This is a genomic window from Paracoccus pacificus (assembly GCF_042680785.1).
GTDB classification, from domain to species: Bacteria; Pseudomonadota; Alphaproteobacteria; order Rhodobacterales; family Rhodobacteraceae; genus Paracoccus; species Paracoccus pacificus.
In genome coordinates this window covers 19,631-39,270 of the sequence record NZ_JBHUEN010000018.1, presented here as the reverse complement: position 1 = coordinate 39,270, position 19,640 = coordinate 19,631, and the positions used below count along the sequence as shown (strand labels likewise).

General features: G+C 64.2%; 15 protein-coding genes. 6 read left to right on the top strand and 9 right to left on the bottom strand.

All coding sequences use genetic code 11. The annotated features are described in order from the left end of the window. Positions 1-4 precede the first annotated feature (4 nt). The 3 genes from ACFSCT_RS06665 to ACFSCT_RS06655 form a co-directional block, all read right to left on the bottom strand. Entirely contained in the window at positions 5-1,483 is a 1,479-nt protein-coding gene (locus ACFSCT_RS06665) for a tripartite tricarboxylate transporter permease (RefSeq protein ID WP_379141217.1), read from the bottom strand. A gap of 3 nt (positions 1,484-1,486) precedes the next feature. Beyond that, complete coding sequence (locus ACFSCT_RS06660) at positions 1,487-1,972, bottom strand: tripartite tricarboxylate transporter TctB family protein (RefSeq protein WP_379141214.1); 486 nt, start codon at positions 1,970-1,972, stop codon at positions 1,487-1,489. Positions 1,973-2,043: 71 nt separating this feature from the next. After that, complete coding sequence (locus ACFSCT_RS06655; protein WP_379141212.1) at positions 2,044-2,994, bottom strand: Bug family tripartite tricarboxylate transporter substrate binding protein; 951 nt, start codon at positions 2,992-2,994, stop codon at positions 2,044-2,046. Between the two features lie 169 nt (positions 2,995-3,163). On the opposite strand from ACFSCT_RS06655, the gene ACFSCT_RS06650 reads away from it, so the two are divergent. Then, positions 3,164-3,652, top strand: a complete 489-nt coding sequence (locus tag ACFSCT_RS06650; RefSeq protein WP_379141210.1) for a hypothetical protein — start codon at positions 3,164-3,166, stop codon at positions 3,650-3,652. A 3-nt stretch (positions 3,653-3,655) separates the two neighbouring features. Here the strand turns inward: ACFSCT_RS06650 and ACFSCT_RS06645 are convergent, their stop codons facing one another. From ACFSCT_RS06645 to ACFSCT_RS06630, 4 genes are all read right to left on the bottom strand, one after another. Next, on the bottom strand, positions 3,656-8,071 hold the full coding sequence (locus tag ACFSCT_RS06645; protein ID WP_379141208.1) for an RHS repeat-associated core domain-containing protein: 4,416 nt from the start codon (positions 8,069-8,071) through the stop codon (positions 3,656-3,658). A gap of 3 nt (positions 8,072-8,074) precedes the next feature. Beyond that, entirely contained in the window at positions 8,075-8,509 is a 435-nt protein-coding gene (locus ACFSCT_RS06640; RefSeq protein WP_379141206.1) for a DcrB-related protein, read from the bottom strand. 69 nt (positions 8,510-8,578) lie between these two features. Next, positions 8,579-10,666 (bottom strand): type VI secretion system Vgr family protein, encoded by a 2,088-nt coding sequence (locus ACFSCT_RS06635; protein ID WP_379141204.1) that lies wholly within the window; start codon positions 10,664-10,666, stop codon positions 8,579-8,581. A 305-nt stretch (positions 10,667-10,971) separates the two neighbouring features. Beyond that, positions 10,972-11,745 (bottom strand): SDR family oxidoreductase, encoded by a 774-nt coding sequence (locus ACFSCT_RS06630; protein ID WP_379141202.1) that lies wholly within the window; start codon positions 11,743-11,745, stop codon positions 10,972-10,974. A gap of 162 nt (positions 11,746-11,907) precedes the next feature. Between ACFSCT_RS06630 and ACFSCT_RS06625 the strand changes: the two genes are divergently transcribed. Both ACFSCT_RS06625 and ACFSCT_RS06620 read left to right on the top strand, forming a co-directional pair. Further along, positions 11,908-12,669 carry an SDR family NAD(P)-dependent oxidoreductase gene (locus ACFSCT_RS06625; RefSeq protein WP_379141200.1) on the top strand — a complete coding sequence of 254 codons (762 nt, stop codon included), beginning with the start codon at positions 11,908-11,910 and terminating at the stop codon, positions 12,667-12,669. A gap of 38 nt (positions 12,670-12,707) precedes the next feature. Further along, positions 12,708-14,273, top strand: coding sequence for a D-aminopeptidase (locus tag ACFSCT_RS06620; protein ID WP_379141198.1), 1,566 nt, complete (start codon positions 12,708-12,710; stop codon positions 14,271-14,273). 164 nt (positions 14,274-14,437) lie between these two features. Here ACFSCT_RS06620 and ACFSCT_RS06615 read toward each other — a convergent pair whose 3' ends face one another. Together ACFSCT_RS06615 and ACFSCT_RS06610 are read right to left on the bottom strand one after the other, a co-directional pair. Further along, positions 14,438-15,151 (bottom strand): GntR family transcriptional regulator, encoded by a 714-nt coding sequence (locus ACFSCT_RS06615; RefSeq protein ID WP_379141197.1) that lies wholly within the window; start codon positions 15,149-15,151, stop codon positions 14,438-14,440. Beyond that, the gene (locus tag ACFSCT_RS06610) at positions 15,145-16,398 is read right to left on the bottom strand and encodes an enolase C-terminal domain-like protein (protein WP_379141195.1); all 1,254 of its coding nucleotides are present in this window, start codon (positions 16,396-16,398) and stop codon (positions 15,145-15,147) included. The genes ACFSCT_RS06615 and ACFSCT_RS06610 overlap by 7 nt, the downstream gene beginning before the upstream one ends. 227 nt (positions 16,399-16,625) lie before the next feature. Between ACFSCT_RS06610 and ACFSCT_RS06605 the strand changes: the two genes are divergently transcribed. Genes ACFSCT_RS06605 through ACFSCT_RS06595 form a run of 3 tightly spaced genes read left to right on the top strand, consistent with a single transcriptional unit; the run spans position 16,626 to position 19,619 of the window. Further along, positions 16,626-17,729 carry an ABC transporter ATP-binding protein gene (locus ACFSCT_RS06605; protein WP_379141193.1) on the top strand — a complete coding sequence of 368 codons (1,104 nt, stop codon included), beginning with the start codon at positions 16,626-16,628 and terminating at the stop codon, positions 17,727-17,729. After that, a complete protein-coding gene (locus tag ACFSCT_RS06600) occupies positions 17,726-18,721 on the top strand; it encodes an ABC transporter permease (RefSeq protein WP_379141191.1) in 996 nt (331 codons plus the stop codon). The genes ACFSCT_RS06605 and ACFSCT_RS06600 overlap by 4 nt, the downstream gene beginning before the upstream one ends. A 25-nt stretch (positions 18,722-18,746) precedes the next feature. Further along, complete coding sequence (locus tag ACFSCT_RS06595) at positions 18,747-19,619, top strand: carbohydrate ABC transporter permease (RefSeq protein WP_379141190.1); 873 nt, start codon at positions 18,747-18,749, stop codon at positions 19,617-19,619. Positions 19,620-19,640 lie beyond the last annotated feature (21 nt).

Sequence of the window (19,640 nt, the reverse complement as noted above, 5' to 3'; positions counted from 1 at the left end):
TGCCTTAGCGTTGCAACCGCTTCAGCAGCAGCGGCACGAAGAACACGCCCACCGCGACCAGCAGGAACCCGATCGAGATCGGCGTTTCGACAAGAACCAGCGGGTTGCCCTGCCCGGCCGACAACGCGACGCGCAACTGGTTCTCGGCCATCGGGCCAAGGATCATCCCGATCAGCACCGGCGCGATCGGAAAGTCATAGACCCGCATCACATAGCCGGCGAGACCGATCACCACCATCACCAGCAGATCGACCGTTGACCCCGAAACGCCCCAGATCCCGATCATCGCGAACACCAGAATCCCGCCATAAAGCTGCGGCTTGGGGATCGACAGCAGTTTGACCCACAGCCCCACCAGCGGCAGGTTCAGCACCAGAAGCATCACGTTGCCGATGTAAAGCGAGGCGATCAGCCCCCAGACCAGTTCGGCGTTCGAGGTGAACAGATACGGCCCCGGTTGCAGCCCATAGTTCTGGAACGCGGCCAGCAGCACCGCCGCCGTGGCCGAGGTCGGCAGACCAAGCGTCAGCAACGGGACCAGCACCCCGGCGGCGGCGGCGTTGTTCGCCGCCTCGGGACCGGCGACGCCCTCGATGGCGCCATGGCCGAATTGCTCGGGGTGTTTGGACAGTTTCCGCTCCAGCGTATAGCTCAGCATGGTCGGAATCTCGGACCCGCCCCCGGGCAGCGTACCCATCGGAAAGCCGATCACGGTGCCGCGCAGCCATGGCTTCCAGCTTCGGTCAAAATCCTCGCGGGTGAACCATTTGCCCGATACTTTCAGCGGTTGATCCTGACCGGGGTCATAGCGCGAGGCGACGAACAGGATCTCGCCCACCGCGAAAAGCGACACCAGAACCACGGTCAGCTCGATCCCGTCCAGAAGATCGGTCACCCCAAAGGTCAGGCGCGGCGCGCCCGTCATCCGGTCGATGCCGATGACCCCGATGCCAAGCCCGATGAACAGCGAGATGAAGCCGCGCACCCGCGAACTGCCCATCACCACCGCAACCGAGCAGAAGGCCAGAATGGTCAGGGCGAAATAATCCGCCGGCTTGAAGATAAAGGCCAGCTCGGCCACGAAGGGCGCCACGAAGGTCAGCGCCAGCGTGGCCAGCGTGCCGGCCACGAATGACCCGATGGCCGCCGTCGCCAGCGCCGCCGCGCCGCGCCCGTTGCGGGCCATCTTGTTGCCCTCGAGCGCGGTCATCATCGAGCCCGCCTCGCCCGGCGTGTTGATCAGGATCGAGGTGGTAGAGCCACCATACATCGCGCCGTAAAGCACACCGGCGAACATGATGAACGCCGCCGTCGGGGCGATCGAGATGGTGACCGGCAGCAAAAGCGCGATGGTCAGCGCCGGCCCGATGCCCGGCAGAACCCCGATCGCCGTTCCCAGCGCCGAGCCGATAAAGGCCCACATCAGGTTCGCCGGCTGAAGCGCCACGCCGAAGCCCTGCATCAGATATTGAAGGCTGTCCATCGCTCAGACCCCGGCCAATGGGAAAAACGCACCAAGCTGAAGCCCCAGCTTGTCGAACAGGAACCACGCGAGACTGCCCAGTATAGCGCCGGTGATGATATCAAGGACCAGCGTCTTGGAGCCGAAGGCGCGTGCCACCAGCGTGAAGCTCAGCATCGCGGTGAACGGCAGGCCCAGCGTTTTCATGGTGACGATGGGCAGCGAGACGGCCAGAAGCGCGTAGAAAAAGGCGCGCGGATTCATCCGGCCGCTGGCATCGGCGTTTTCGGTTTCCTGCGGCTCGAACCTTTCGCCGCGCCAGATCTGGACGCCCAGAAGCCCCCCCAGAATGACCAGAGCGCCGCCGATGATCATGGCGAAACTGCCCGGACCGATGCCGGCGTAACGGCTGGCCGGGGGCAGCGAGGATGCACCCCACAGACAGACCAGCCCAAGCAGGATGACGGCGACCGCCAGCCACCACGGCCGGGGTTGGGATTCAGGTGTCATCATATCCGATGCTCCAGCCGCATGAATTCCGGCGACGATGGCAACCGTCGCCGGTCGTGACCTTGCCGGGGCTACTTAACCAGTCCGGCGCTTTTCAGGATCTCGCCGATACGGCCATTTTCATCGGCGATGAATTTGCCGAATTCGGGCCCGGCCAGATAATACTGTTCCCAGCCTTGGGTTTGCAGCACTTTCTGCCACTGTTCGCTTTCGTTCAGCTTGTCGAAACGGGCGATCCATTCCTTGGCATTCTCCTCGGGCATGCCGGGGGCGCCAAGGATGCCGCGCCAGTTGGCGATCTCGACGTCGTAGCCGGCTTCCTTGAAGGTCGGGACGTCCAGCCCCTCCATCCTTTCGGCCGAGGTGATGCCCAGAATCCGGATGCGGCCCTGTTCGGCGAATTGCTGGAATTCCGAGATGCCCGAAATACCGGCTTTCAGCGTGCCGTTCACGATCCCGGTGACCGTTTCGGCGCCCGCCGCCTGCGGGATATAGTTCAGATCGGCGACATCAATCCCCGCCGACTGCGCCAGAAGCGCAAGCGCGATCTGGTCGACGCCACCGGCCGAGCCGCCGCCGACCGGAACGGCACCGGGGTCGGCCTTCATCAGATCGACCAATTGCTGCAGGTTCTGGATGTCCGATTTCGCATCGACGGCGATGACCAGATATTCGGCGGTCAGGCGCGCGATCGGGGTGAATTTGGACAGATCGACGGGCGAGCTGTTCAGCATGATCGCGCCCACCGTGATCGCGCCGAACACCGCCAGCGCGTCGGATTTGCCGGATTCCGAGTTCTGGAACGCGGCCAGACCGATGGTGCCCCCGGCGCCCCCGGTATTGGTGAAGTTCACGCCCTCGGTATAGATCCCCGCCTCGTTCATCGCGGCGAAGGCCTGACGACCGGTGCCGTCCCAGCCGCCGCCGGGGTTCGCCGGAATCATCACCGACACTTCGGCATTTGCGACGCCGGTCGCGCCAAGCATTGCGGCGGCAAAAGCCACAGCTTTGTATTTGAACATAATTCCCTCCCATCACGGGTCTTTCCGCCGCAGCGACAGCAGACCGCTCCATGCGCCAAATCAAGCCCGCACACATCCATTCGTCAAGGATTATTCCGCAACGCCCGGTTGCCGGTCCGGGGCCGTGCAACTAAGCTTGGCCCCATCACGCCCAGCAAAGGACGCTTCCATGGCCGCCGCCAAACCGAAATTTCAGCTTGGTCAGTATTTTACCGTTCCGCTTTCCGACGGCACATTCGCGCATGGCTATTTTACCGAGGTCGCGAACGGCCAGATGTATCTGACCACGATCCATGATCTGGTCACCAGCACCCCCGATCTGCCGGCCGATATCGAGGCCGCGGGCATCGCCATTCCGAACCTGCGGATCGGCGGCAGCGAGTTTCGCCGCATGAAACCGCATGAAGAGCAGATCTTGGGCAAAAGCTGGATAAAGACCAAAAAGATCCACTCGGGCACCATCGAGCCGGGCGAGCGTTATTTCATCATGGGTGCAAACTCGAACCCGCGGGTCTGGGATGTGCTGCGCAAGGACGAAATGCGCCCCGCCTCCGAGGCCGAGCGCGCGACGTTGAAACCCGTCGGCTTCGATTTTCCCCCCGGCACGCGGAAAACGATCGAGAAGGCGCTGTCGTCGATCAGCCGCCAGGTCCACTGAACGTTAGCCCTTACAGCCTCCAAGGCTCTGGCGTTCCTTGTCGAGCCAATAGCCGAAGGCCGTGCCGCGCGGGTCGGTGCGGGTCTCAAGGAATGAATTGACCTTGTTGCCCATGCCCGGCGTCGGATCTGCGCCGATATTCGCGGTGTTCCGGGTGCCGTAGTATTCGATATGGGCCTGTTCCATACCCCGGGCGCGCCATTCGCTCATGCCTCCTTCTTCAACCTGGAAGGAATAATCCTGCTGTCCGGGATCAAGCCGCCCGGGGCCAAGGCTGGTCGTGCCGTCGGGGTTCTGAATGATCTGCTGGGTGTGCTGGTTGGTCCGCGCCTGCACGTCCTGGGTAATCCCGACATAGACGACCTCGCCGGTCTTGTTGTCGATGATGTGGTAAAGCGACCAGTTGCCATCGCCGGGGGGCGGCCCGTTTGTCGGCGGCAGATTCGGCGCCAGACCCAATGCGTCGGTATAGACGACCGGGTTGGGGCCATAGCTGTAAAGATTGGTGCCGCCGAACTCGGCGATGGGATCGGGTTGCAGATAACGGCCCGCGCGTGGATCATAATAGCGGTGGCGGTTGTAATGCAGCCCGGTTTCCGCGTCGAAATACTGGCCCTTGAAGCGCAGCGGCTGGTGGAAACCGTCCTCGGCCGTCTCAAGCGCGGCGCCAAAGGCCCGGTAACGCGCCTGCCAAACGATCCTGCCGTCCGCGTCCACCACCTCTTGCGGGGTGCCGAGGTGATCGGTGTTATAGTGAAAGACCGCGCGCGCGGCCGCGGGCGTCGGGCGGTCGGCGACCGCCAGCGGCTGAAACGGCGCCTCGTCCCACAGGTACAGCCGGGCCAGCGGATCGCTTTCCGCCGGCCCCTCGGCCACCAGAATGTCGCTTGCGTCCCACAGATAGGCGGTGTCGTCCAGAACCTGCTCGGCCCCGTCCCAGCCGCTGACGTGGCGCGTCACCTTGCGCGTGCGGCGGTTGAACACGTCATAGCCGAAGCGGATTTCCTTGGTGCCGGAACGGTCGGTCACCCGCGCCGCCACCATGAGGTTGTTGCCGCCCCATTCCAGTTCGGTGACCCGGTGACCGCCCTGCCCGGACTGCATCCGCACCACCCGGCCCCGCGCGTCAAAGGCATATTGCGTGTCGCCCATGATCTCGAGCCGGTTGCCGCGCACGGCATGAAGCGGCGGCGGCGCGGTCTCGGCCGGGTCATAGCTGCCCAGCAGGTTGCCGGCCGGGTCATAGGCGAAACGTTCCTCGGCCGCCTCGCCCTCGACGGCGGTCAGTTGCGCGACGGGATCATAGTGATAGCTGCGGGTGCCGCGCAGATTGTCCTGGACCCGGGTCAGGGCGCCCGCATCGCTCCAGTCATAGCGGCGGCTGACCAGCACCTTTTCGCGCCCGGGCAGATCTCGCCCCGCCAGATCCCGCCCCGTCCCGCCGCCCGCGCCCGGCACCTGCGCATCCATCGTCAGCGTGTCGGCGGCGATATTGCCGCGATCATCCAGACGGATGTCGCGCCGCGTCACGCCCTGCTGCCGCCGGATCGTGCGGCCATCTTCCGAAAACCGCCAGCTTGCGACCTGCTGGTCGTTCAGATGCGCGTCCATCACCGCGCCGGCCGGGTTCCTCGTCCAGCCCAGACGGTCGCTGCCGATCAGGCATTCGATCACACGGCCACGGGCGTCATAGCCATAGCGGATGGTCTGGCCGTCCTGCTGAATGGCGTCCACCCGGCCAAGCGCGTCGAACGAAAGCTCCATGCGGCTGTCGGGGGTTTCGCCCAAGGACATGCGGCCGCCCTCGGTATAGGCAAAGCGGTGCTGGCTGCCGTCGGGCAGATGCTTTTCGACCATGCGCCCCTGCCGGTCGAGGTCATATCGCGTGACCTCGCCCATGTCGTCCAGCGCCACGAGCATGCCGTCGGGGGCGCGGCCAAACGCCGTCCAGCTACCGTCGAAACGGGTCTCGCGCTCGGGGTGGCCGGTCACGCCATAGGTGATGGTATAGCTTTCGCCCTTTTCGTTGATGATGCCGGTCAGGTGCATCTCGGGGCCGTAGCTATAGCGCAGCATGGTGCCGTTCGCATTCGCCCGCGCGATGGGGCGGCGCAGCCCGGCGTAATTCCAGCGCGTCACCGCCCCGTCCTGACCCCGGCGCAGGATCAGCCGGTTGTCGGGGTCGTATTCCATGGCGATCGTGCCGCCGTGGCGATATTCAAGCCGCAGGATATTGTCGTTCTCGTCATGGACGATCCTGAGCGGGTCGTAATCCTTGCCGCTGACCGCATTCAGCCGGCCAAGCGCATCATGGCCATAATGGCGCGTCAGCTCATCCGGGCCCTCGCCGCTCAGCAGCCCCTGCCCGTCCCATTGCCAGCGCCAGCGGGTGCCGAGCGCGTCGATTTCGGCCACCGGACGGCCGCGCGTGTCGCGCAGGGTGCGGACTTCCTGTCCCAGCGGGTCGATGTGGATTTCGACGTTGCCGCGCGCATCATGGACAAAGCGATGCAACCCGTCGCTGGCGCTGTCGATGACCGAACGCGCCGCGAACAAGGGCGAGGCGAGGTCGTCCGAAGCATATTCATAGCGGGTTGCGCCGCGCTGCGCCTCGTCCTTGGAAAGCATCCGGCCAAAGCGGTCATAGGTCGCCGTGAATTTCTCTGACCGCACGCCGTCGCGGGACAAAAGTCGCGCGCCGTAATCATAGGCGTAGGTGGTGACAAACCCGTTCGGCTCGACCTTGCGCAGGATGTTGTCGCGGCTGTCGCGGTGATAGACGGTAACGCCGCCGAACCCGTCCAGAACCGAGGTCGTGCGCGCCACATCGTCATAGGTCAGTTCGGCCAGATGCAGGCCGGTGACTTTTGCCTCGGCGCTTTCACCCCAGGTGCGGATGCAGCGGGCCTTGTGGCCAAGCAAGGGATCGTCCCACTGGAAATGATAGCGCAGACCGCCGGGATGGGATTCCCGGACCATCAGATGCGCGGCATAATCATAACGCGTGACATTGCCGCGCCCGTCGGTGACCGCGATCATGTCGCCCTGATCGGAATAGGCATAGCTGACCAGCCGCTGCTCGGCGCCGCTGCCATCGGGGGCGGGTCCGTGGATCGCGGTGATCCAGCCGCGCTTGTTGCTGGTAAAGCGCAAAACCCTGCCGGTGCTGTCGGTCAGGCGCAGCAACAATCCGTGATCGTCGCGTTCCAGCCGGACGCGGTTGCCGTTGGCATCGCCGGTTTCGGCCAGAAGCCACAGATCGGGCTGGCCCGGCGCGGGGCCGAAAAGCGCGTAATGGCCGTCATAGGCCTGCATCCGGTAGCCGTTGCCCCATGGCGTCCGCACGACCTCAAGCGTCATGCCCTCGGCGGTGTTGAGCGAGGGGCGCCCGGGCAGCGGATGGGTAAAGGCGGCCAGCCGCCCCTCTTCCAGCCGGACGACGACACCGCCGCCGTCCTCCCACCGCACCAGGCGCATGTCGAAGGGATGATGCCATTTCGATCCCATCGAGCCGGTGCGCCCGGTTTCCCGGCTGGAGGACATCCAGACCCGCCGCATGGCCAGCAACATCGGCCCGTTCAGGGCGAAGTCGGTTTCCTGCGCGAACAGCGCGCCGCTTGCCACGTCAACCGGGTGACCCGCACTTGCCCGGTTGCCAAGCTTGTTGCCGCCAAAGCCGGCCGCCATGCTGCCCAGGAAATTGCCGATGATCTCGCCGCGCTCGCCAAAGAGTTGGCCGCCGATCGCGCCGCCCAGCTCGCCGCCAAGATAGCCGAGGGCGAATTCGCCGATGGTTCGCCCGGCGAAATTGATCAGCGCGCAGGTGCCCCCGCCGGCGAATGCCGCAGCCCCACCCGCGCCCAGCGCGATGACCGTGCCCGCGATCACCAGAACGGTGGCGGTCGTGGTCATCCATGGCGGGATCTCGGGGGTTATTTCCAAAAGCTGCACGCTTTCGCCGCCGATCAGGACGTTATCGGATCCCGAACTGATGGTGCCGTCGCATACCGTCTTTTCGCCTTTGCGCGCCGCATTCCGCTGGTTCACGAAAACCGTGGCGGCGCCGGTGGCGATCAGCTTCGGCTGGCCCGGATGTTCGGTGCAATTCGCCCCGTCCAGCTCGGCCCGGGCGGCGGCGCGGTTGTTGTAGAACACGTTGGACGAGCAGGGCGCCGCGATCGGACCGGCGGGAAAGGTCGAGGTCTTGCCAAGCGCGCCGCCCAGCATCGCGGTGCCGCCGGTGGTCGCCATGGCGGTTCCGACCGCCGCCACCACGGCCAGACCCGCGCCGCCGGTCGCCACGGTAAAGGCGACTACCGCCACACCGACGGCAAGCCCGGCCAGCGCCCCGGCCAGAAACCCGCCCAGAGCGTGCGAATGTTCGATCCCGTCATTGACCCGTGCGGCTTCCTCGCCCATCTGTCACTCCTTCAGGCGAATGCTGTCCAGAATAGGCGCGAACCAGCGACGGTCGCAGGCATCGAAATTCTCGGATCCGGCGGTGCAGCCGATGCTGGCGATCCGCAGCTTGCCAAGTTCGACGAAGATCTGGCGCTGCATCATCAGCCCATGCGCCATGCGCCAGGTGAAGCGGACCGCGATCGCAGGCTTGCCCCCGACCCGGGTCGCACCCTGTTCGATCAGCGTCCACTGGTCCAGCGCCGCGCGCAGACTGTCGGTCTGGCGGGTGACATAGCCGGCAAGCTGCTCGCCCACCTTCATCTGGTCATAGGAGATGACGACATTCGGCGGCGTCCCCCCGCCCTCGCCCGGTGGCGCCGACCAGACCAGCATGGAGCGGTCGATCCAGCCCTCGGGCAGATCCAGCCGCAAGTCGGCATTGGCAAAACTGGACATGAAAATCCTTTCGTTCCAAGATGATCGGGCGGCGCAGGGGACGCTGCGGCCACCCCTATGTGTTCACGCCTATTTGTTCAGGTGGATGACGGTGCCGTTCACATAGACCCCGGAACTGTCAAGGAACACGGTGCTGCCCCCCGATTTCAGCTCGATTCCGGCCGGCGTCATGGTGATCGTGCTGCCGCCGGATTTAAGCGAAATGATATCCGACCCCTTGTGTTCCTGGGTCTTCGAGTCGGTGACGATGTCCTTGGCCTTGGTCTGCCGGGTCAGGGCGACCGTCTCGCTGTGGCCGCCCGCGTCGACATTCGTCGTCTGGTTGCCGGAGGTGACGGTCACGGCCCTGTTTCCCTTGACCTTGGTCGACTGATAGCCGTCGACCGACAGCGTCATGAACCCGGTGATGGTTTCCACGTGGTTCCCGGTCAGCGTCAGCGTCTTGTCGCCCTTGACCTTGAAGGTGCGGTTCGCGCCGACCGTGACGGTCTGGTTCGAACCGATCGAGACGGTCTGATCGACGCCGATGGATTCGGTGTGGTTCGAGCCGACGTTGATCGCCTTGTTGTTGCCGACCTTCTCACTGTCGTCGACGGCGACGGTTTTGGTGCGGCTGTTGCCGATATTGTGGTTTTCGTCGTTGCCGATCTGGGTGTTGTGGTCCTTCTGCGCATGCATGAAGACCTCTTCATTGCCGGCCTGATCCTCGAACCGCAATTCGTTGAAACCCTGACCCTGATGGGTCTGCGAGCGCAGCGTCATGCGCGACTTGCCGGCCGGAAGCCCGTATTGCGGCAAGGTATCGGCGTTATAGACGCTGCCGCTTACGATCGGCTTGTCGGGGTCGCCATCCAGAAACTCGACGATCACCTCCATCCCGATGCGCGGAATCAGCATGCCCCCCCAACCCGGGCCGGCCCAGACCTGACTGACCCGGCAGCGCATCGAATAGGCGCTTTGCAGATCCCAGTGGAACTTGACCAGCACCCGGCCGAAATCGTCGCAGTCGATCTCGCCGTCGCCGACCACAACGGCGGTCTGCGGGCCCTGAACCACGGGCATGGGCGTGACGCGGGGGGGTGCAAGCGGCGCCGTCACCGGCATCAGCGTATAGTTGCCGGTATAGGAATAATCATCGCTTTCCGGGGCGCCGGACCCATAGGCTTCGGAGCGGAAATGCTGGGTCGCGGACAGGCAGATGACCTCGGCACCTCCGGCATCGCCGGTCGCCGTCACCACCATCCCCGCACGCAGCGAGATCGCGTCGCCGGTGGCCCGGATGCGCCGGTCGCGGCCGCGTTCCTGCGCCGTGCGCAGCGCCGCCACGCTTTTGCCCTGGCTCTGATTCTCATAGTCGCCGGGCCAGTCGAAACTTTCCAACTGCCCAAGCGCATAGGTCGCGTCGCCGACCCGCCCGGCTTCCATCGAGGCGCGCGGCGATTTGAAGTTCCAGTCGGTCAGCCGGATCGCGCCGGTGGTGAAATTCCGCTCGGGCGCCCAATCCCACAGATGTTCGCTGTCGGCCTGATGCAGACGCTCGACCCCCAGCACCGGCCGCGTCTTGCCGGGCGCGGTCTCATGGCTGCCGATGTCGTCGGTCAGCACCATGGTGTGACTACCGGCCGCGTGCTTGAAGTGAAAGCTGATGCCGAACCGCTCCATCAGGCGCCGGGCGAAGTTCATGTCGCTTTCACGAAACTGGACGGTGTATTCCAGCACCGGGTAATCGCGGGTCAGGCGCAGTTCCAGCGCCGGATCGCCAAGCCCGGCATAGGGCGCCAGAACCTCCTCCAGTATCTGGCTGACCGTCTTGCCGTGAAAGATCAGCTGATTGCGGCGATGGCTGGCCACCCAGAACCACGGCCGCAGCACCAGCTCGTGTCGCCAGCCGTTTTCAGTCATGCCGGTGCCGCGGGCGGTTGCGACAATTCCGTCGAACTCGCGCGGCCCGTAAGCGGTCTGAAAGCTGACGGTGGCATGGGTGCCGATCAGATCGTCGTAATCGGGTATGGGCTGCGGCGACAGCGCCTCGACCCGGTATTCGAACAGGTCGTTCAGGGCCTCGCGGCCATCAAAGCGCAACAATGCCAGCGCGTCGCGACCCAGTACCGTCGTCAACTGCCCTGTGCGGCCAATCTGCTTGAATGGGGCATTCATGCTTGCGGCTCCGTCCTCAAAATGCTGTCGCGACCGAGTGTCGCTTAGAAATGTATGGGTATTATGTCTATTTGCGCAGAGCCTAGCCGTCCACTTGCCGGTTGACCACAGCCCGACAACCGTCAGACGCAACGGGACGGGGCCATGAGCATAGACCCGCGCAAGTGATCCATACCGCTCGGTTCAGGACCACACCCATAACGTGTAAAACGCGGCCGGAAACCGACCCTGCAAGAAGCAGCCCGCATTCCCGGCCATCACGGCGGGCGTGGGTTGGCGGGCGTGAGTTACCGCACGGGCGTCGGTTACAGCCGCTTGTCCCATTCCTCGGTCTGCTCGCGCCGCGCCATTTCCGCGGCAGCCTCGGGCAGCACGGTGCGATAGGGCGGGTTTGGCATCGTCAGCACGTTGATCATCGCGGCGATCATCTCGGCCGGGTCGGATTGGCGGGTCAGTTCCCGCACCGGCCAGTGGCGCATCACCCGTGGCCCCTGCCCCCACCATTGATCCTGCGATTCCATCCCGGTGTCGTTGAACCCGGTCCGATAGGCGCCGGGATTTACGGTGCAGACCTGCACGCCATAGGGGGCGAGTTCCTCGCGCATGGCGGCGCAGAACCCTTCGACGGCGTATTTGCTGGCCGAATAGGCGCCGTCCCACGGGACCTTGACCAACCCGGCCACGGACGAGGTCCAGACGATCCGCCCCGCGCCTGCCGCGATGAATTTCCGTGCTGCTCCTTGCGCCATTTCCAGCGCGGCAAAGACGTTGGTGTCAAAGATGCGGCGCACGATCTCGGGCGGCAGTTCGGCCACCGGGCCGGATTCCATGATGCCCGCGTTATTGAACAGGACGTCGAAATCGAAACCCAGCGCATGGGCGCGGTCGATCGCGGACAGGACATCCAGCTTGATCACCCGCAGATCAAGCCCCTCGCGCGCGGCCTCGACCCGCAGGTCGGTGACCTGAGGCCAGATCTGGCATGACGCGATAACGCCATGCCCCGCCCTCGCCAGCCCCAGCGCCACGCCGCGCCCGAACCCCGAACCCGCGCCGGTTATCAATACGGTTCTGGTCATCGTCACCCCCTTCATGCGCCCCAACAATCGCCGACACCGCCCGGTCACCCGACCCTGCCCGATCACCCGACCCCGCCCCGATCATCCGACCCCGCCCTGAAAGGCTTTGAACCCGCGCGTCTTGTCTGGCTTTATGCAACCATGGCGGATCAGGGGGGCATCATGGATTTTAACGGAAAGGTCGCGATCGTGACAGGGGCCGCTCAGGGCATCGGGCGGTCCTGCGCCGAGGCGTTTCACGCCCGTGGGGCCTGCGTGGTTCTGGCCGATGTGGACCGCGATGCCGGCAGCGCGCTGGCCCGCGATCTGGGAAAGCGCGCGCTATTCATCGAAACCGATGTCCGGCAGATGGCGCAGATGCAGGCGATGGCCGATGCGGCGGTCGAAACATTCGGCGGCATCGACATATTGGTCAACAACGCCGCCCGGCCGTTTCAGGGCATGGTCGACGAAATCGACGAAGCGGACTGGCAAGAGGTCATCGACACCAACCTGACCAGCGTCTGGCGCGGCATGCGCGTCGCGGTCCCCGAAATGCGCAAACGCGGCGGCGGCGCCATCGTCAACATGTCCTCGGTCCAAAGCCTGCGGGGCTTTACCGGCTGGCCGGCCTATGCCGCCGCCAAGGGGGCGATCAACGCGCTGACCATCCAGACCGCCGTCGATCTTGCCCCGGCGGGTATCCGGGTGAACGCGGTCGCGCCCGGCACCATCATGACGCCGCTGAACGAACAGGTCTTTGCCGCGCAAGAGGACGGCGGCAAGGCGCTGATCGAGATCTGGAACAAGGCCCATCCGCTGGGCCGTTTCGGCCAGTCCGCCGAGGTGGCCGACGCGGTCCTGTTCCTCGCCTCGGATCAGGCCGCCTTCATCACCGGAGAAATCCTGCGCGTCGACGGCGGTCTGGCGGTTCGCGGCGCCTGAGGGTATCTGCATCGGCATCAACCGCCGGGGCACCGAACATGACCGATATGGATCCGACCACGCTGAACCGCGCCCTCGATGGCCTGCCGGTCCGGTTTCCGGGGCCGGGCGGCGTCGCGGGCGTGGTCAAGGACGGCAGGATCGTGGCCGCGCGGGCGTGGGGTTACGCCGATCTGGACAACGCCATACAGATGGGCGTCACCGCGCGGCTGCCGATCTGCTCGATCTCCAAGCAATTCACCTGTCAGGTGCTGCTGGCCGAATTTGACGACCCGGGGCGCCTTGACGACCGCATCGGGCAATACCTGCCCGATTTCGCCGAGCCGTTACCGACAACGCGGCAGTTATGCGACAATCAGTCGGGGCTGCGCGACTATTGGGCCCTGACGGTTCTGCACGGCGCCAAGGCCGAGCAACCGTTCCGCCGCGCCGATGCTTTGCCGCTGATCGCCCGGATGCGGACCGGGCATTTCGCGCCGGGCAGCGAATATTCCTATTGCAACGCGAATTTCCGCATCCTGTCCGAACTGATCGAGACCGAAACGGATACACCGCTGGAGACGCTCTATCGCCGCCATATCTGGGACCCGGCCGAAATGGCGACGGCGGTGCTGTCGCCCGATACCGGGCAAACTGTCGATCAGGTCATCGGTTACGAGGGCAATGCGGCGGTCGGCCATTTCCCGGCCCGGAACGGGATCTACTGGATCGGTGATGCCGGCATCGTCGCGTCGCTGAATGACATGCTGGCCTATGAGATCTGGATCGACCGCACGCGCGACGATGCCCAAAGCCTGTATCGCCGCGCCGCGACGCAGCCATTTTTCGCGGACGGCACGCCGGCGCTTTACGGCTATGGTCTGGCGCGCGAAACCATCGCGGGGCTTGATTTCACCGGCCATGGCGGCGCGCTGCGCGGGTTCCGGGCGCATCGGCTGAACAGCCGCGAAGCGCGCCTGTCGGTGGTGGTGATCTTCAACCACGAAGCCGATGCCCATGGCGCCGCGATTGCGCTGGCAGAGGCCGCCCTTGGCCGGGACGAGGCGCCCGCGCCCGCGATAACCGGCCGCTGGACCGGTCAATGGCTGGCGCCGAACGGCCTGCTTGCGCGCGTGCAGCAGCATCGCCAGACCGCCTATCTGCGCTATGCGACCGGCCCGGACGCATTGCATCAAAGCGATGCGGACAGGCTGTCCGGTCCCGCCGTGACGCTTGACCATGACGACGACCACCTGATCATGACCCGCGCCAAGGACAACAGCCGCATGGTGCTTGCGCCGCTGGCCACGGTCGACACCGCAGATCCGGCGCGGATCGCGGGGCGCTATGCGTCGGACGAAACCGGCGCCGAGATAGAGATCATGGCAGGGGACGGCGGCTGTTATTGCCGCTTTCACGGCATGCTGGGCAGCGGCGCGGTCGAGCGCATGGCCCCCGTCGGCCCGGATGTCTGGACCGTCGCGACCCGGCGCAGCATGGACGCGCCCGCCCCCGGCGACTGGACGGCGGTATTTCAAAGCGACGCCGATGGCCGCGTCACCGGGTTGCGGCTTGGCTGCTGGCTGGCGCGGGACATTTCCTATCGGCGAGTTCAGCCGACCTGACGATCCGGCGCCGCGCCTGCATGCGCCCTTAATATAGCGGGTCAACGAACCGGAATTTGACGAAATCCGCGAACGGCGCCAGCGACACCACCAAGGTCGCCGATAGCTGCAACCGGCTGATGAACAGCCGTGTCAGCCGCGCAGGGACGGCGCAACGTCAGCGTTCACGGATCGAAAAACCCGGCATTGCTGGCCGAAACGGCGGCGATCGTCGCATCCAGCCGCGACAGATGTTCCATGCCCGCCGCGACCGCATCCTCGGGCCGGCCGGCGATCACCGCTTGCGCGATGGCGCGGTGATCCTCAAGCAAAAGCGGCATCCGGTTTTCCTGTTCAAGGCTCAGCAGGCAAAGCCGGTCGACCTTGGATTTTTCGGTCGCGATCACCTCAAAGGCGAATTCGGCATTTGCGATCTCGCACAGGATCTTGTGGAACTGATAGTCCAGCCGGCCGAAGGCCGCGTAATCGCCCGCGACGACGACCTGTTTCTGCGCGGCGAGTTCGTGCTCCAGCCGTGTCGCCCCCCGCCCGTCGCAGGCGGCGGCGGCCAGCCGCAAGACCGCCGCTTCGACCGAGGCGCGGACAAAGCGTGACTTGGTGATCTCGCGCGTCGAAAACCGCCTGACCTCGGTGGCCTTCTGCGGACGGATCAGCAACAGATCAAGGTTCGCCAGCCGGCTGAACGCATCGCGGACCGGCTGGCGCGAGACGCCGAAACTGGCCGCGATCTCGGCCTCGGAGATTTTCTCGCCCGGCAAAAGCTCCAGCTTCGTGATCCGGTCATAAAGGTGATCGAAGATCACGTCGACGCTGGTCCGGCGGTCGATCAGTTGCGGCATCTGCGCCTTTCCTGCAAGGCCGTCGGCGTATTCTACCATCTTGGCACCTTACGAACAAAATTGGGAATGTATTTCAGCATCTCGTCCGTATCATCCCGATCGGCGACCATCGCCCGCTGATACAGATCATGCAGTTCGGCAACCGCCACGTCATCCAGTTCGACCCCCAGCCCCGGGCCTTCGGGCACCCGGACCGCGCCATCGGTGAAGCGGGGGCGGCCGCCCTTGATGATCTCGCGCGTCGACCACGGATAATGCGTGTCGCAATCATAGCTCAGGTTCGGCGTCGCCGCCGCGACGTGACACATCGCGGCCAGCGAGATGCCCAGATGCGAGTTTGAATGCATCGCGACCCCCAGCCCGGCCGCGCGGCACATCTCGCCCAGTTGGATCGCGCCGGTCGCACCGCGCCAGTAATGATGATCCGACAGGATGATCTGCACGGCATCCTTCCCGATCGCCTCGATGACCTGTTCGAACTCGACCACGACAAGATTGGTGGCAAGCGGCATATCGGTTCGGGCCGACAGCGCGGCCATGGCGTCCATGCCGCGACACGGATCCTCGAGATATTCCAGCACGCCGTCCAGCTTTTCGATGACCCGCAAGGCGGTCGGGACCGTCCACGCGCCCATCGGGTCGATGCGCAGCGCATGATGCGGAAAAGCCTCGCGCAGTTTCAGCATCGTCTCGATTTCCAGATCCGGCTCCAGCACCCCACCCTTGAGCTTGAGCGAGCGGAAACCGTATTCGTCCACGAACGCGCGGGCCTGCCGGACCAGTTCATCGGGGGTCATCACCTCGCCCATGATGTCCGGGCCGAATGTCAGGTCGCGCTTGGCGAATTTGAAGAACAGGTAACCGCCGAAAGATATTTTCTTGCGGACAGCACCCCCCAGAAGGTCGTACATCGGTCGGCCGAGTTCCTTGCCGCGCAGGTCCAGACAGGCGATCTCATAGGCGCTAAAGACGACATCAGTCAGTTTGTGATCGGCCAGAGCGGTGGGCGCGTTGATGCCGCCGGCATCCGCCAACGCGGCGTCGATGCGCCGGCGCAGGTCACGCAGATCATAGGGGTCCAGCCCTTCCAGCAACGGCGCGAGCTTTCGCAGCCCCGCAAGCGTGCGCTTGGCGCCATAGGTTTCCGACAGGCCAACCAGCCCGGTGTCGGTGCGCATCTGGATGACCGCGCGCAGGAACACCGATTGGTGCACGCCCTTGGTATTGGCAAGCGGGACATCGGGGATGGCTATGGGCGTCACAAGAACCTCGGTGACCTTCATCATTCCCCCTCCGACCGCTGCCCATGCCGATGGCCGCCCATGCGACAGACACCGAATCTGCGCGAAATACCGTCCCGATACGCCTACCTCAAATTAATACTAGTATACTAGTCGAAAATTGTTATACGAATCATTATCGGCCCCGAATCCGGGTCACGAGGCGACTGACGAACCCTGGAACCGGATCCGGTCGACGTGCCGGCCAAGGGCAACAGGTCAAGGGAGGTGGAATGGCAGGGGTGCGTTTGGACGGCATCGTCAAGGCCTATGGCGGCCTGCAGGTGGTTCACGGCATCGACCTTGAGGTCGCCGAAAAGGAATTCGTGGTGCTGGTCGGGCCATCGGGCTGCGGCAAATCCACCACGCTGCGGATGATCGCCGGGCTCGAGGAGATTTCGGACGGGCAACTGACCATCGACGACCGGGTGATGAACCGCGTCTCGCCCAAGGATCGCGACGTGGCGATGGTGTTTCAGAACTATGCGCTTTACCCGCATCTGAACGTGGCCGACAACATCGCCTTCGGGCTGCGCATCCGCAGGGAAAAGCCGGCGGCGATACAGGCCGCGGTCAGGGAGGTCGGCGGCATCCTTGGCCTGACCGACTATCTTGAACGCCGCCCCGCCGATCTGTCGGGCGGTCAGCGCCAGCGGGTCGCGATGGGCCGCGCCATCGTCCGCCGTCCCAAGGTCTTTCTGTTCGACGAACCGCTGTCGAACCTTGACGCCAAGCTCCGCACCCAGATGCGGGCCGAGATCAAGCGCCTGCATAACCGGCTTGGCGCGACCAGCATCTATGTCACCCATGATCAGGTCGAGGCGATGACGCTGGCCGACCGGATCGTGGTGATGAACAACGGCCGGATCGAGCAGACCGGCACGCCGATGGAGCTGTTCCTGAACCCGGCGAATACATTCGTCGCAAGTTTCCTTGGCGCACCGCCGATGAACATGGTCCGCGCAACGGTCACGGACGGCCCACGCGGCCCCGAGGCCGAGGTGGACGGGCACCGGATTCCGCTGGCCCCGCTGGCGGCGCTGCGAAATGCGTCCGGGCGCGAGGTCATTCTTGGCATCCGCCCCGAATTCGTGACGCTGGCCGCAAAGGATGTGCCCGGCCGGGTCCCGGTCACGCCGGATCTGGTCGAGACGCTGGGCTCCGAGGCGCTTGTTCACACCACGCTTGCCGGGGTGCCCTTCGTCATCCGCAGCGACACCATCGGCCGGATGGGCGCGATCGAGGGCGCCACCGGCTTCACCGTCGCGCCGGAACTGATCCGGGTTTTCGACGTCGATACCGGCACCGCCCTGCCCGGTCAGGCAAACCCGACATGAGCAGCGATCCCGAAACCGCAGGCGCCCTGACCGAGGAACTGGTCATCGAAGCGCGCGAAGCCCGCCGCTATCGCCGCCCCGGTCGCGTGGTCCGCATCGGCGATCATCTGAAACGGGAATGGCAGCTTTACCTGATGCTGCTGCCGACCATCCTTTGGCTGCTGATATTCCTTTACAAACCCATGTACGGGTTGCAGATCGCCTTCAAGGATTACAGCCTGTTCCGCGGCGTCTCGGGCAGTCCGTGGATCGGGTTCGAGCATTTCCAGACGCTTTTTCACAACGACCAGTTTCTGCGGGCGTTGAAGAACACGGTCATCATCAGTTTTTACGGGCTGATCTTCGGCTTTCCGATCCCGATCATCCTGGCGCTGATGTTCAACGAGGTGCTGAACCAGACCTTCCGCAAGACCGCGCAAACCATCGTCTATCTGCCGCATTTCATATCCTCGGTCATCATCGCCGGGATCGTTATCACCGCATTCTCGCCCTCGGCCGGGATCGTCAACACGGTGCTGGAATGGCTGGGATTCGATGCGGTCTATTTTCTGACCAAGCCCGAGTGGTTCCGGCCGATCTTCGTCGGCACCGGGATCTGGCAGGAAGCCGGCTTCCAGTCGATCGTCTATCTGGCCGCCATCGCCGGGGTTTCGCCCACGCTGTACGAAAGCGCCGTGGTCGACGGGGCGTCGCGCTGGCAGATGATGTGGAAGATCACCCTGCCCTGCATCCTGCCCACGATCATCATCATGCTGATCATCCGCATCGGCAACATGCTGGAGGTCTCGTTCGAGATGATCATCCTTCTGTACCAGCCGGCGACCTACCAGACCGCCGATGTGGTCAACACCTTCATCTATCGTCAGGGCATTCAGGGCGGCCAATATGATCTGGCCGCGGCCGCGGGGTTGTTCAACGCCGTCGTGGCCTTCGTGCTGGTGATCGGGGCCAACACCATCGCCCGGCGCTATTCGCGCACGTCGCTTTGGTAGGCGGGGGGCGGACGCGATGCGCAACATGAACCTGTATTCCCGCGGCGACAGGATCTTCGTCATCGTCAACATGGTCCTGATCGGCCTGTTCACGATCTCGACGCTTTACCCGTTCATCTACATGGCCTCGCTTTCGCTCAGCACCGGGTTCGAGGCGCGGGCCGGCAATGTCATCCTGACCCCGGTCGGCTTCACACTCGAGGCGTATAAGCGCGTCCTGTCCGAACCGATGTTCTGGACCTCGTACAAGAACACCTTCATCTACACGATCGGCGGCACGCTGATGAGCCTCGCGTTCATCATTCCCGGCGCCTACGCGCTGTCGCGTCCGCAGCTTTACGGCAGGCGGTTCTGGAACCTGACGGTGGCCTTCACCATGTGGTTCAACGCCGGGCTGATCCCGTTTTTCCTGAACATGCGCGATCTGGGGCTGCTGGACAGCTATTTCGGCATCATCATCGGCTTTGCCGTCAACGGCTTCAACATCATCCTGCTGCGTAACTTCTTTGAAAGCATCCCGGCCTCCTTCGAGGAAGCCGCGCGAATGGACGGCGCGAATGAATTTCAGGTGCTGTGGAAGGTTTTCGTGCCGCTGTCCAAACCCGCCATCGCCACGGTCGCGCTGTTCTGCATCGTTTCGCGCTGGAACGGGTTCTTCTGGGCCATGGTGCTGCTGCAGGATGAAAGCAAGATCCCGCTTCAGGTCTATCTGCGCAAGGTCATCGTCGAATTGAGCGACGATCAGGAATTCGCCAATACGCTGATGAAATCGGCCTATTCCTTCGAGACGGTCAGCGCCGCGATCATCGTCTGCTCGATCATCCCGATCCTGCTGGTTTACCCCTTCCTTCAGAAATACTTCACCAAGGGCATCATGCTTGGCGGGGTCAAGGAATAACCGAACATCGCATCAGGAGGA